The following is a 13,421-nucleotide window of genomic DNA, read 5'->3' as shown; positions in this document are numbered from 1 at the left end:
CGGCCTCCCTTCTTCGTTTCTGGCACCCGTCAGAGCGGGCTATCACCGCGACGGCGGAACCAGCCGGTCAACGACAGTCGATCACGGCTGGCGGGCAGCACTTCGTGGGGCACATCGGCAGACAGGAAGACGACCAGGGTGCCGGCCTGAGGCCAGACATCACGCACTTCGCCATCGGCCAAGTACAGCCGCAACGCGCCGCCCTCCTCCGGTAACCAGTCTTCATTGAGATAAAGCACTGCGGAAACGGCTCGCCGATCCTCGTCGAGAAAGCGATCCAGGTGCTTGAGGTAGAAAGCCCCAGGCGGGTAGAAGGCGAAGTGGCTCTCGTAGTCGACCAATCCGAGGTAGAGGCTCTGATTGAGTGCAACACGCAGTTCGTCGAGCAGCTGCAAATAACCATCACAGGCCGGAGACTGCCCGGCCTCGAGCCACTGGATATGATCGCCACGGGTGCCCTCACGCACCGCCACGGCGTTACCGCGGCCCGTGCCGGCAGGCGCCAGGGTGCCCTGGGAAATACGCTGGCGGCACTCTTCGGCCAATTGCCGCGTCAGAGACTGAGGGGCGAACTGGGTTTGCAACGACCACCCGAATTCGGCAAGGTCATCGATGATGCGGCTCAGCAGCGAATCGGAAATGTCGGTCGTCATGACAAGATTCTACCCTGTGTCGACTACACCTCGACAAGCGTCACCTGGCTGCCGAAAATAGCTGCCCCAGACAGGAGTCCTTATGCGCGCGTTGTGTTGTCTATTGTTGGTGCTCCTGAGCCTTCCCGCTCTGGCCGAGCCTCATGCCGAGCTGTACGAGAAAGCCGGCTGGCCGCAGCAACGTGCGCATTTCAGCGATGCCCTCAGCGCCGCTCAGGCACGCTACAGCAAGAGCCTGCCACCGGCGGTGTACCAGGCACTGGTGAGCAACAGCAACCAGCGCTTCGCTGCAAAGGCCATGGATGAACGGGCAGAGCGCAGCTTGCGCGAGAACCTGGCCGATCCGACCCCGGCCCTGCGCTTCTTCGAATCGCCGTTGGGCCGCAAGATCGTCGAAGCGGAGCTGCTCGCCACGCGTCCGGACCAATTGGCCAAGTACGCCGATGGCCTGCCGCTCAGCGAAGCGGATGCCACCCGCCGCCTGCTGATTCGCCACCTGGCGCAGGCCCTGCCGGCCAGCGAGGCGGGGGCGGAAATCAGCCTGGCTCTGGCAGGTGTCGCTGCCGACAGCCTGAGCCAGATGATTCCCGGCCTGCTCGGCGGTGGCACGGCTCAAGGCCTGCTCGACGGCCAGCGCCAGCGTCTGATGACGCAGATCGACAAAGACCTCGACAACACCCTGCTGCATGTCTACCGCACGTTATCCGACCCGGAACTGGAGGAGTTCGTCACGTTCGCCCAATCCAATGACGGCGCGGCTTACTACAAGGCTGCATTGGCCGCCGTACGCGCTGGCCTGGCGGTAGGTCAGTGAGCTCAGCTCAGTTGCTCGCCCAGATAATCGAAATAGCGCTGCCGTAACGGTGCAGCCTCGTTGGCCAGGTGATGGCGGGCTTCGGGCAGGCGAAAGATCCGCGGCGAACTGAACTTGCTCTCCAGCACGCCGAGATTGTGCCGCCAGTCCACCGTCATATCCGCCTCGCCCTGAATGATCAGCGGGCTGCGCGCACTGCGCTGGGCCTGCTCGATGCGCGGCACCCACTGGCTCAGCGCCCCGACCCAGACAGTTGGCACTACCTTGGGCTGCAAGGGATCGCGATTGCGCAGGAAATCGAGGAACTCCAGGTCACTGGAATTTTCGCTGAAGCGCCGTGGAATCTCCTGAACGAAACGGCGCAGCAGGCGATAGCTGAGTTGTGACCAGTTCCAGCGCCGCGGCCGTACCAGCGGCGCCAGCAGGATGGTTTCACCCACGGCACCCAGCGGCTTGTCGTTGAGCAGGTAGTCGATCAGAATCGCACCACCGGTGCTCTGCCCACACAGGTGCCAGGGCTCCGGCAGCCCCAGCGCACCAGCCTGCTGCAGGGCAGCACGCAGCACGGCCTGATACTCGGCGAAATCATTGATGCTGGCGCGCAGCCCACTGGACAACCCATGCCCGGGCAAGTCGACGGCGAGCACGGCGAACCCCATCTCCAGGCCCCACTGAATCACATGGCGATACAGGCCGCTGTGATCGTAATAGCCATGCAGGAGCAACAGGGTCGCGCGCGGCGCAACGGGCTGCCACAGCTGGGCGGCGATGCGATAATCGTCCACCGCGAACCAGCCCAGCCGCGTTTGCACCGCATCCTGCGGCACGAAGCCGTAGAACTGCCGGTAGACGAGCTCCGCCGGCGAAAGCGGCGCGGCGCTGGCCAGAGGACGCAGGCTGGCGACCAGGGATTGGGGCTCAAAGGTATCGGACATCAGGCTCATGACTCTTTTGACTCACAGCAGCGTCGCCCCAACGGGGCAACGGGTAGAGTAGCGATCTTCTGCCGCCGAGCGCCCCGTGGCAAGCCGGCATCGGCAGTTGCAGGCTCGGTGTACCTGGAAGCCGTCTCCCTCACCCAACGGAAGCTGTCATATGGCCCGTTCCCGACGCACCACCCTGCTCGCCTGCCTGGTCACCGTGACCTGGCTGGTCGCCATGGTCGTCGCCTTCTGGTGGTTCGAGGCGCGTTATCTGCGCCCGTTCAGTGATCGCACCGCCCTGTTCACGGGCAGCGAGCTGCGCCTGCCGGCAACACTGGCCGGGCCGGGCGAAATCCGCCTGGTGCATTTCTGGGATCCGGCATGCCCCTGCAACGTCGGCAATCAGCAACACCTCAGCGAGCTCACGGAGCGTTACTCGTCGCGCGGCGTGAGCTTCCACGTCGTACAGAAAGCGGGCACGGACGGACAGCTGCCGGCCAGCCTGAGCGCCCTGCAACCGCTCGATGGGTTGACGGGCAGCGACAACCTGCCAGCCAGCCCGGCCGTGGCGATCTGGGATCAGCGCGGCGAACTGGCCTATTTCGGCCCCTACAGCAGCGGTTTTACCTGCACCTCCGGCAACAGCTTCATCGAGCCCGTACTCGACGCGTTGCTCGATGGCCGGAAAGTCGTTGCGAACAACAATCTGGCCAGCGGCTGCTTCTGCGATTGGGTAAAACTGCGCTGAACGGCCATTGAATGGCATCGAACTTGCGATTCCTTCACTGTTCTGCCAAAACTTCTTGGCGCTGCAGCAATTGGAAGGGACACCATGCACAACAATTTCTATCGCCAGGCCGACCGCCTGATGCTTTGCGTAGTCTGGCTGATGACCCTGTACGCGCTCGGGCTGGCGTTCTGGCACGCGACCTGGGCGGCGGCACTGATCATCGGCGGCGGTACGGCCATCGCGCTCAGTGCGCTGTACGCCATGATCGGCGGCACCCGGCCCTATCGCTGCCTGATCGCGGTGGCATTCATGGTGCTGGCCGCGCTGCATATCCAGCAGAGTCATGGCATGGTCGAGATGCATTTCAGCGTATTCGTCCTGCTGGCGTTCCTGGTCTATTACCGCGACTGGCTGCCAATACTGCTGGCTGCCGGCACCATCGCCGTGCATCACCTGAGCTTCTTCGCCCTGCAGCAGAACGGCAGCGGCGTGTTCCTCCTGCAAGCCGGCGCTGGCTGGCCCGTGGTGTTCATCCACGCCGCCTATGTGATCGCCGAGACCATCATCCTGCTCGTGCTGGCTCGCCACAGCGCCCGTGAAGCGGCGGCAGGCGAAGACCTGCAACGCACCTCCGCGCACCTGCTGCGCGATGGCGAACCTGTCGACCTGGCGTACCGCAGCACCTCCAGCGACCGCCTGGCGCAACGCTTCAATCGCTTTCTGGCACTGCTCGACAACCTGGTCAGCCGGGTCGTCGGCGCAGGCGATGAACTGCGCAGTACCAGCCAGCACCTCAGCCAGTCCACCCTCGAGCTGAACAAGTGCGCCGAGGATCTGCTCAACGCCACTGCGCAGATGGGTGGTGCCATCGAGCAGATGACCCTGGCCGTGGGCGAGGTCTCCAACAGCGCTGAACAGGCGGCGCAAACCGCACGCCTGGCCGATCGCGATGCCGCAGCGGGCGCCTCGGCGATCACCGATACGCAGAGCGAGATCCAGAGCCTGGCCCGGCAGATCGACGGCAGCAGCAGCGTGGTGCAGGAACTGGCCGACGAAGCCAGAGCCATCGACAAGGTACTGGAGGTGATTCGCTCGGTGGCCGAGCAGACCAACCTGCTGGCTCTCAACGCCGCCATCGAAGCCGCCCGCGCTGGCGAGCAGGGCCGCGGCTTCGCGGTAGTGGCCGATGAGGTACGACAGCTCGCACAACGTACCCAGCAGGCCACCGGCGAGATTCAGGGCATGATCGCCCGCCTGCAGCAGGGCTCGACCAACGCGGTGAATGCGATGGCCGAAAGTCATGCTGGCGTGGCCCGCTGCGTTGGCCATACCCAGCGCACCGTGGCCCTGCTGGACAACGTGCACCGCTCCATCGAGGCCATTCAGGCTATCGGCGTTTCCACGCGCGAGCAGTTGGCGGCTACCGCCGAAGTGGCACGCCTGATCGAACAGGTTCGTCAGGTCGCCGGAGACACTGCACGTGACGCGGGCGAGGTGGCTGGTGACAGCCAGCGCCTGGCCTCGCTGGCCGAGCATCTCAATGGCCTTTGTGACCAGTTTCACGTCAGCCAGAACCGCGCGACGCCTTAGAGTCTGTTGACGTTCCACGCACAGCCGCGCCGGCGTCGGTTTTGCCGATAGGCAAGGCACGAGCCGCGAAGTTTGGCTGGCCAAATGAGTTGGTGAGAAACGCAGCATCGCGGCAAAGCGGGACCGGTCCTGCGGGTTGCGCGGGGAGTTTCGCCATGCGTCGCTGGAGGACCTGAAAAGGCAAGGCGCGGACGGCTAGTCCATTCCCTGTGTACTCTGCCTCTCCTGGCGAAATTTCTCGCGGCAACGCGCCTCGCGTTGAAACGTCAGTAGACCCTGGTTGCGGCCGGCGCCGATTGCTCGCAGCATGGGCGCCCCCGGAACAAGGATGTGAGCATGAAACGCCTATTTATCACCCTGGCTGCACTCATGCTGGCAGTGACTGGCGCAGGAGCCTGGTACCTGCACGGCAAGCAGCCACTGCGTGAGGGCCAACTGACTCTGCAGGGTTTGAGCGCGCCCGTCGAGGTGCGCTATGACGAGCGCGGCGTGCCGCATATCGAAGCGCAGAACGAGGCCGACCTGTACCGCGCCCTGGGCTTCGTGCAGGCCCAGGATCGCCTGTTCCAGATGGAGATGCTACGCCGCCTGGCGCGCGGTGAACTGGCAGAAATTCTCGGCGCCAAACTGTTGCCCACCGACCGCCTGTTCCGCAGCCTGGAAATCCGTGCGAGGGCCGACCAGCAGGCCGCCCGACTGGATGCCGACAGCCCCCACGCCAAGGCACTCGCCGCCTATCTCGATGGCATCAACCAGTATCAGGACAGCCGCCCGGCGCCCCTGGAGTTCGACCTGCTGGGTATCGAGAAGCGCCCTTTCACGGCCGCCGACACCCTGTCCATCGCCGGTTACCTGACCTACAGCTTCGCCGCAGCGCTGCGCAGCGAACCGCTGCTGACCCACATTCGCGACGAGCTCGGCAGCGACTACCTGAAAATCTTCGATATCGACTGGCACCCCGAAGGCGTGCTCGACGCCTCCCTCGGGAAGAGCGACTGGCAGGCGCTCGACCGCCTTGCCCAGCTCAGCCAGCAGGCCCTGATCGACAACGGCCTGCCACAGTTCGAGGGCAGCAATGCCTGGGCGGTATCGGGTTCGCGCACCGCCAGTGGCAAGCCCCTGCTGGCCGGCGACCCGCATATTCGCTTCTCCGCACCGTCGGTGTGGTACGAGGCGCACCTCAAGTACCCGGGCTTCGAGCTGTACGGCCATCACCAGCCGGCGACCCCGGTGGCGTTTCTCGGCCACAACCGCGACTTCGCCTGGAGCCTGACCATGTTCCAGAACGACGACATGGACCTGATCGCCGAACGGGTCAACCCGGACGATCCCGAGCAGGTCTGGTACCAGGGCCGCTGGGTCGCTCTGCAGCGTCGCCAGGAGACCATTCAGGTCAAGGATGCCGAGCCGGTAACCCTGGCGTTGCGCCGCTCCCCTCACGGCCCGATCATCAACGATGCCCTGGGCGATGCCGATGGCACGACACCGATCGCCATGTGGTGGGCCTTTCTGGAAACCGAGAACCCGCTGCTCGACGCCTTCTACCGCCTGAACCGCGCCGACACCCTCGAAAAGGGCCGCGCCGCTGCAGAGCGCATACACGCTCCAGGCCTCAACCTGGTCTGGGCCAACGCCAGCGGTGACATCGCCTGGTGGGCCGCGGCGAAACTGCCTGAACGACCTGCCGGGGTGAATCCGGCGTTCATTCTCGACGGCGGCAGCGACGCGGCGGACAAACCCGGCTTCCAGCCCTTCAGCGCCAACCCTCAGGAGGAGAACCCGGCGCGCGGGTATATCGTTTCAGCCAATTTCCAGCCGCTTTCGGCCAGTGGCCTGGAGATTCCCGGCTACTACAACCCGCCGGAACGCGGCCAGCGCCTGAATCGGCACCTGGCCGACCCGGCTATACGCTGGGACCTGCACAACAGCCAGGCCCTGCAACTGGAGACCGGCACCGATTACGGCCCGCGGCTGCTGGCGCCGATCCTCGACGACTTGCGCGCAGCGGCAGCGGACGAGCCCGAACGGGAACTGGTCGAAACCCTGGCCACCTGGAAGGGCGATCATCCGCTGGATTCAGTGGCCGCCACCCTGTTCAACCAGTTCATCTTCGAGCTGAGCCGCTTGGCCATGGCCGAGAGGCTGGGCCAGGCCTCCTTCGAGCGATTGCTGTCGACGCGCATGATCGACAGTGCGTTGCCGCGCCTCACCGCCGACCCGCAATCGCCCTGGTGGGCACGTGCCGACGGCCAATCCCGCAGCCGCGCCGACGCAGTGGCCGATGCCTGGCGCGCGACCCTGCAGCACCTGCGAGCGACCCTTGGCGAGAATCCCGGGCAATGGCACTGGGGGCCGGCACACACGCTCACCCATCAGCATCCGCTCGGCGTGCAATGGCCACTGGACGCGCTACTCAACATCGGTCCGTTGGCTGCGCCCGGTGGCCATGAAACGCCGAACAACCTGTCGCACCGCATCGCCAGCGCGCCCTGGCAGGTAGGCCACGGCCCCTCCACGCGGCGCCTGATCGATATGGCCGATGCCAGCCACAGCCTGGGCATCAACCCGCTCGGCCAGAGCGGCGTGCCCTTCGATCGCCACTACAGCGACCAGGCGCAGCGCTTCATCGATGGCGCCTACGTACCACAGCACCTGAGCGACGAGGACGTCGTCGCCAATACCCGCAGCACGCTGACCTTGCAGCCCGCCCCCTGACCGCCTGGCAGGCAAATCACGGGCATGAAAAAGCCCGCCATGAGGCGGGCTTTTTCAACAACAGGGTCGCCGATCAATTACTTGATCTTGGCTTCCTTGTAGTTCACGTGCTTGCGTGCGACAGGGTCGAATTTCTTGATTTCGAGCTTGTCGGGGGTGGTGCGTTTGTTCTTGTCGGTGGTGTAGAAGTGGCCGGTACCGGCACTGGACACCAAACGGATCAGTTCGCGCATGATAGCTCCTTAAACCTTTTCGCCACGAGCACGAAGCTCGGCCAAGACTACGTCAATACCACGTTTGTCGATGATGCGCATACCTTTAGCGGTAAGACGCAGACGAACGAAACGGTTCTCAGACTCGACCCAGAAGCGGTGATGCTGCAGGTTCGGCAGGAAACGACGACGGGTTTTGTTGTTGGCGTGGGAAATGTTATTCCCGGTTACCGGACCCTTACCGGTAACTTGACAGACTCTCGACATACCTCAGCCCTCTAAAACCACATGCCCAACCCGGCATGGGTTGGCCGCTTAATCTCTGTTTTTCGGCGCTGGGCGCCGCGTTTCTTCAGGGTCTTACCGGCGATAGATCGCAATCAAGCAACCGGGCCCCTAGAAAAGAGCGCTGCTTTATACCAGAAAGCCCCCACAGCAACAAGCACGACCACACTTTAAATACGCGGCTCGCCGTGCGCCGGCCCGGCGATGCGGGCTCGCCCGGCAATGACCATTCGTCGCGACGATACGTTGTTCCCCTCCGACTTATCGCTTAGTGTCTGTTCACGCGTCAACGCGACCCACCCCAGTCAGCGTTTTCCATTCGACGGCCCGCCGGATGCGCGCCGCCCCGCTCAGGAGTTCCCCATGCGTCTCGCCCTTTTGCCGCTGCTCATCGCCCCGCTGTTCGCCCAGGCCGCTACGCTCAGCGTCTGTACCGAAGCCAGCCCGGACGGGTTCGACGTGGTGCAGTACAACTCCCTGACCACCACCAACGCGTCGGCCGACGTGCTGATGAACCGCCTGGTCGATTTCGATGCCGCCAGCGGCAAGCTGGTACCGAGCCTGGCCAGCAAATGGGAGGTTTCCCAGGACGGCCTCGTCTACACCTTCACCCTGCGCAACGACGTGCAGTTCCACCGCACCGACTACTTCAAGCCAAGCCGTCCACTGGAAGCCGACGACGTGCTGTTCAGTTTCCAGCGCATGCTCGATCCCACCCAGCCCTGGCACAAGGTAGCCACCAGCGGCTATCCCCACGCCCAATCCATGCAGTGGCCGGAGCTGGTCAAGGCGGTCGAGAAGGTCGACGCCCACCAGGTGCGTATTACCCTCAACAAACCGGACGCGACCTTCCTCGCCACGCTGAGCATGGGCTTCGCCTCCATCTACTCGGCCGAATACGCGGACCAGTTGTTCAAGGCCGAAACCCCCGAGAAGCTCAACAGCCAGCCCATCGGCACCGGGCCTTTCGTGTTCAGGCGCTTCCAGAAGGACGCCGCCGTCCGTTATGTCGCCAACGAGGATTACTTCGCCGGCAAACCGAATGTCGACGCACTGGTCTTTGCCATCACCCCGGATGCCAACGTGCGCCTGCAGAAGCTGCGCCGTGGCGAATGCCATATCGCCCTGTCGCCCAAGCCGCTGGACGTCGAAGCCGCCACCAAGGACGCCAACCTCGGCAGCGTGAAAACCGCGGCCTTCATGACCGCCTTCGTCGGCATCAACAGCCAGCACCCGCCACTGGACAAGCCTGCCGTGCGCCAGGCCATCAACCTGGCCTTCGACAAGACCAGCTACCTGAAGGCGGTATTCGAAAACAGCGCGGAACCCGCCAACGGCCCTTACCCGCCGAACACCTGGGGCTACGCCAGCGATCTGCCGGGCTATGCCCATGATCCGCAGAAAGCCCGCGAACTGCTGAAAGAAGCCGGGCTGGCCGACGGTTTCAGCACCACCATCTGGACGCGGCCATCGGGCAGCGTGCTCAACCCCAACCCCAGCCTGGGCGCGCAACTGCTGCAGGCCGACCTGGCCGAGGTCGGTATCAAGGCGCAAATCCGCGTGATCGAGTGGGGCGAACTGATTCGTCGCGCCAAGGCCGGCGAGCACGACCTGCTGTTCATGGGCTGGGCCGGTGACAACGGTGATCCGGACAACTTCCTGACCCCGCAGTTTTCCTGCGCGTCGGTGGAGTCCGGCCTGAACTTCGCCCGTTACTGCGACGCCAAGCTCGACAAACTGATCGCCGACGGCAAGGCCATCAGCGATCAGGCAAAACGCGCCGCGCTATATAAAGATGCTCAGGCGATCATCCAGCAGCAGGCGCTGTGGCTGCCCCTGGCACATCCGACGGCCTACGCCCTCATCCGCAAGGATGTCGAGGGCTACAGCGTCAGCCCGTTCGGCCGCCAGGATTTCTCCAAGGTCAGCGTGAAGCCCTGACACCCCATGCATTGCCTGCTGCCTGCCCGCTCTGGCGCTGGGCAGGTCGCAGGCAGTTGTCACAGTCATGACACACGCCTGCCCCACCCTGTCCGTTCTCTACAGACGGGGATCGCTCGGCCATGCGCTTCGATTGCAAACTGCTCGCCACCACACTCTGCTGCGTCCCACTCCTCTGCCACGGGCAGGACACGGGCACCGCCTACCCGGCGATACTGGCCGGCCACGCCGTGCTGCCGGCAGCCAGTTTCGTGACCCCGCCGGCTGATGCACCGGCCGATTTCGCGGTCAGCGGCAAATTCTCCAATGGCCAGCGCAGCGAGAAAATCGGCAGCGTGGAGGGGATGTCGGCCAATCGCCCCACGGGCATGTCGCTGCCTTTTCAGGGTCAGCCGCTGCAGGGCCATTCCGGTATCAAGCACATGCCTGACGGCACCTTCTGGGTACTGACCGACAACGGTTTCGGCACCAAGGCCAATTCGGCCGACGCGATGCTCTACCTCAACCACTACGACGTCGACTTCCAGTCAGGCGAATTCAAGCGCCTGGCAACGGTATTTCTCAGCGACCCGGACAAGAAGGTACCGTTTCGCATCGTTCATGAAGGCTCGAAAGCGCGCTACCTGTCGGGCGCCGATTTCGACCCCGAGAGTTTTCAGTTCGTGGGTGATGCAATCTGGATCGGTGACGAGTTCGGCCCCTATGTGATCAAGGCCGATTTGCAGGGCCGGGTGCAGAAGGTCTTCGACGTGGAGGTAGCGGGCAAACCGCTGCGCTCGCCAGACAACCCCGCGGTCAAATTGCCTGGCTGGCCTGCCGAGCCGATGAATGTCGAGGTACGGCGCTCCAAGGGACTGGAGGGCATGGCAGCCTCGAGCGACGGCAGCAAACTCTACGCCCTGCTCGAAGGCCCCCTGTGGGATGCTGCCAGCAACGGCGCCGAGCAGCAGGATGGCAAGAACGTGTTGCGCATGGTCGAGTTCGATGTGCAGCGCGAGGCCTGGACCGGGCGCCACTGGCTGTACGCCCTGGAGCAGCCCGGCCACGCCATCGGCGACTTCAACATGATCGATGCCGCCAGCGGGCTGATCATCGAGCGCGACAATGGCGAAGGTACCGCCGACAAGGCCTGTCCTGCCGGTGAAAAAGGCAGCACCTGCTTCTCCGACATCGCCCGCTTCAAGCGCGTCTACAAGGTGGCGTTCGACGACGGCAACGTCGGCCAGCCCGTGCGCAAGGTCGGCCATATCGACCTGCTCGCGATTCAGGACCCCAAGGGCATCGCCCGCAAGCCCTTGAACGACGGCGTGCTGACCTTCCCGTTCTTCACCATCGAGAACGTCGACATCGTCGATGACACGCACATCGTCGTCGGCAACGACAACAACCTGCCGTTCTCCAGCAGCCGTGAGCCCAACCAGGCCGATGACAACGAACTGGTTCTGCTCGAGGCAGGTGAGCTGTTGCGCGCCCGCTGAGCGGCGACGGCCGTGCCGGCTACATCCAGCCGTGCTCGGCCATCGACAACGGCTCGCCATCGCCCACGATGAAATGGTCGAGGATGCGCACTTCGACCAGGGCGAGCGCCTCCTTCAATCGCTGGGTCAGCACCTTGTCGGCCTGACTCGGCTCCGCGACGCCGGACGGGTGATTGTGCGTGAGGATCAGCGCGGCGGCATTGTGCGCCAGCGCGCGCTTGACCACCTGCCGCGGGTAAACGCTGGCACTGTCGATGGAGCCCTGGAACAGCGCCTCGAACGCCAGCACGCGATGCTTGGCATCGAGAAACAGGCAGCCAAACACCTCGTGGGGCTCGTGGCGCAACAGTGCCTTGAGGTAATCCCGCACCGCCTGGGGGCTTTCCAGCGCCGAATCACGCCGGAGCTGCTCGGCCAGATGCCGGCGGGCCATTTCCAGCACCGCCTGCAGCTGCGCGAACTTGGCAGGCCCGAGCCCGAGGCGTTGACTGAAGGACGCCAGGTCAGCCTGCAACAACGCCCGCAGGCTGCCGAAATCGGCGAGCAGGTGCCGCGCCAGATCCACCGCACTCTGCCCCGCCACGCCGGTGCGCAGGAAGATCGCCAGCAACTCGGCGTCGGTCAGGCTGGCCGCCCCCTGGGCCAGCAACTTCTCCCGCGGGCGCTCTGCCGCGGGCCACTCACGAATACTCATCGAGACACTCCCTGTCCATTCGAATCGGCATCACCTGCCGCTGGCGAAATCCTCGCCCGGCACGCCACTGCTCCCCTGCTGCCGCTGTGCTATCGTAGCCCGGTTTTTCGCGGGGTGCCGGGGCTGGGGAGGCGCCGGCATCCTGCGTCTGTAACTCCATACGACAAAGGCAGAGTTATGCAGCGGCTGTATCGCAAACGCATCATCCTTGGCGTGGGTGGCGGCATCGCGGCGTACAAGAGCGCCGAGCTGGTACGCCGACTCAAGGACCAGGGCGCCGAAGTGCGCGTGGTCATGACCCAGGGTGGTCGCGAGTTCATCACCCCGCTGACCCTGCAGGCGCTATCCGGTCACCCGGTGCATCAGGACCTGCTCGATCCGGCTGCAGAAGCCGCCATGGGCCATATCGAACTGGCGCGCTGGGCCGATCTGGTGCTGATCGCTCCAGCGACCGCCGACCTCATGGCGCGCCTGGCACAGGGCGTGGCCGACGACCTGCTGACGACACTGGTGCTCGCCACCGACGCCCCGGTAGCCTTGGCGCCGGCGATGAATCAGGCCATGTGGCGCGACCCGGCCACCCAGGCCAATAGCGCCTTGCTGCGCGCGCGCGGCCTGCGCCTGTTCGGGCCGGCATCCGGCAGCCAGGCCTGTGGCGACGTGGGCCTGGGGCGCATGCTCGAAGCCGATGACCTGGCGCATCTCGCCGCCGACTGCTTCGAACACCTCGCTCTGACCGGCAAGCACGTGCTGATCACTGCCGGCCCGACCCAGGAAAACATCGACCCGGTGCGCTACATCACCAACCACAGCTCCGGCAAGATGGGCTTCGCCCTCGCCGAGGCCGCCGTGGAGGCCGGTGCCAAGGTCACGCTGATCAGCGGTCCGGTGCACCTCGCGACACCGGATCGGGTCAACCGCATCGACGTGGTCAGCGCCCGTGACATGCTAGCCGCCTGCGAAGCGGCGATGCCCTGCGATATCCTCATCGCAGCGGCCGCGGTCGCCGACTACCGCCCGGAAGTTGTCGCTCAGCACAAATTGAAGAAAGACCCGAACAGCGGTGACGGCCTGCTGTTGCAGATGGTCCGCAACCCGGACATTCTCGCCACTCTGGCACACCGTGACGACCGCCCCTTCAGCGTCGGCTTCGCCGCCGAGACCGAGAATCTGCTGGAGTACGCCTCGCGCAAACTCAAGGACAAGAACCTCGATCTGATCGTCGCCAACGACGTGGCCAACCCCAGCATCGGTTTCAACAGTGAAGACAACGCGATCACCATCATCGATCGCGAGCTCCACCAGAGCAGCTTCGCGCAGACCAGCAAGGGCAAGATCGCCCGGCAACTGGTGAGCTTCATCGCTGCGCACCAGCGCAAACCCTGA

At 64.5% G+C, this 13,421-nt stretch carries 12 protein-coding genes; 7 read left to right on the top strand and 5 right to left on the bottom strand.

The window, feature by feature from the left end; genetic code table 11:
• Positions 1–29: 29 nt before the first annotated feature.
• Entirely contained in the window at positions 30–653 is a 624-nt protein-coding gene (locus FHR27_RS22190) for a 2OG-Fe(II) oxygenase (protein WP_042553576.1), read from the bottom strand.
• Between the two features lie 82 nt (positions 654–735).
• Between FHR27_RS22190 and FHR27_RS22185 the strand changes: the two genes are divergently transcribed.
• Positions 736–1,467 (top strand): DUF2059 domain-containing protein, encoded by a 732-nt coding sequence (locus FHR27_RS22185; protein ID WP_179539581.1) that lies wholly within the window; start codon positions 736–738, stop codon positions 1,465–1,467.
• A 2-nt stretch (positions 1,468–1,469) separates the two neighbouring features.
• Here the strand turns inward: FHR27_RS22185 and FHR27_RS22180 are convergent, their stop codons facing one another.
• Positions 1,470–2,402, bottom strand: coding sequence for an alpha/beta hydrolase (locus FHR27_RS22180; protein ID WP_042553652.1), 933 nt, complete (start codon positions 2,400–2,402; stop codon positions 1,470–1,472).
• Positions 2,403–2,562: 160 nt separating this feature from the next.
• Between FHR27_RS22180 and FHR27_RS22175 the strand changes: the two genes are divergently transcribed.
• The 3 genes from FHR27_RS22175 to FHR27_RS22165 all read left to right on the top strand — a co-directional run bounded on the left by FHR27_RS22175 (position 2,563) and on the right by FHR27_RS22165 (position 7,425).
• On the top strand, positions 2,563–3,138 hold the full coding sequence (locus FHR27_RS22175) for a DUF6436 domain-containing protein (RefSeq protein WP_042553578.1): 576 nt from the start codon (positions 2,563–2,565) through the stop codon (positions 3,136–3,138).
• Between the two features lie 84 nt (positions 3,139–3,222).
• The gene (locus tag FHR27_RS27110; RefSeq protein WP_042553579.1) at positions 3,223–4,710 is read left to right on the top strand and encodes a methyl-accepting chemotaxis protein; all 1,488 of its coding nucleotides are present in this window, start codon (positions 3,223–3,225) and stop codon (positions 4,708–4,710) included.
• 336 nt (positions 4,711–5,046) lie between these two features.
• Complete coding sequence (locus tag FHR27_RS22165) at positions 5,047–7,425, top strand: penicillin acylase family protein (RefSeq protein WP_179539580.1); 2,379 nt, start codon at positions 5,047–5,049, stop codon at positions 7,423–7,425.
• Positions 7,426–7,502: 77 nt separating this feature from the next.
• Here the strand turns inward: FHR27_RS22165 and rpmG are convergent, their stop codons facing one another.
• Both rpmG and rpmB read right to left on the bottom strand, forming a co-directional pair.
• The gene (gene rpmG, locus FHR27_RS22160) at positions 7,503–7,658 is read right to left on the bottom strand and encodes a 50S ribosomal protein L33 (protein WP_042553581.1); all 156 of its coding nucleotides are present in this window, start codon (positions 7,656–7,658) and stop codon (positions 7,503–7,505) included.
• A 9-nt stretch (positions 7,659–7,667) separates the two neighbouring features.
• Positions 7,668–7,904, bottom strand: coding sequence for a 50S ribosomal protein L28 (gene rpmB, locus FHR27_RS22155; protein WP_042553582.1), 237 nt, complete (start codon positions 7,902–7,904; stop codon positions 7,668–7,670).
• A 381-nt stretch (positions 7,905–8,285) separates the two neighbouring features.
• On the opposite strand from rpmB, the gene FHR27_RS22150 reads away from it, so the two are divergent.
• Together FHR27_RS22150 and FHR27_RS22145 are read left to right on the top strand one after the other, a co-directional pair.
• Positions 8,286–9,863 (top strand): ABC transporter substrate-binding protein, encoded by a 1,578-nt coding sequence (locus tag FHR27_RS22150; protein ID WP_179539579.1) that lies wholly within the window; start codon positions 8,286–8,288, stop codon positions 9,861–9,863.
• A 122-nt stretch (positions 9,864–9,985) separates the two neighbouring features.
• Positions 9,986–11,341: an esterase-like activity of phytase family protein gene (locus tag FHR27_RS22145; RefSeq protein ID WP_179539578.1), complete on the top strand. Its 1,356-nt coding sequence runs from the start codon at positions 9,986–9,988 to the stop codon at positions 11,339–11,341.
• 19 nt (positions 11,342–11,360) lie between these two features.
• On the opposite strand, the gene radC is transcribed toward FHR27_RS22145, so the two are convergent.
• A complete protein-coding gene (radC, locus tag FHR27_RS22140; RefSeq protein ID WP_042553584.1) occupies positions 11,361–12,035 on the bottom strand; it encodes a RadC family protein in 675 nt (224 codons plus the stop codon).
• 177 nt (positions 12,036–12,212) lie between these two features.
• On the opposite strand from radC, the gene coaBC reads away from it, so the two are divergent.
• Positions 12,213–13,421: a bifunctional phosphopantothenoylcysteine decarboxylase/phosphopantothenate--cysteine ligase CoaBC gene (gene coaBC, locus FHR27_RS22135; protein WP_042553585.1), complete on the top strand. Its 1,209-nt coding sequence runs from the start codon at positions 12,213–12,215 to the stop codon at positions 13,419–13,421.

The organism is Pseudomonas flavescens (assembly GCF_013408425.1).
GTDB classification, from domain to species: domain Bacteria; phylum Pseudomonadota; class Gammaproteobacteria; order Pseudomonadales; family Pseudomonadaceae; genus Aquipseudomonas; species Aquipseudomonas fulva_A.
The sequence above is the reverse complement of the archived record's forward strand: the minus strand, read 5'-3'. Positions and strand labels throughout refer to the sequence as shown.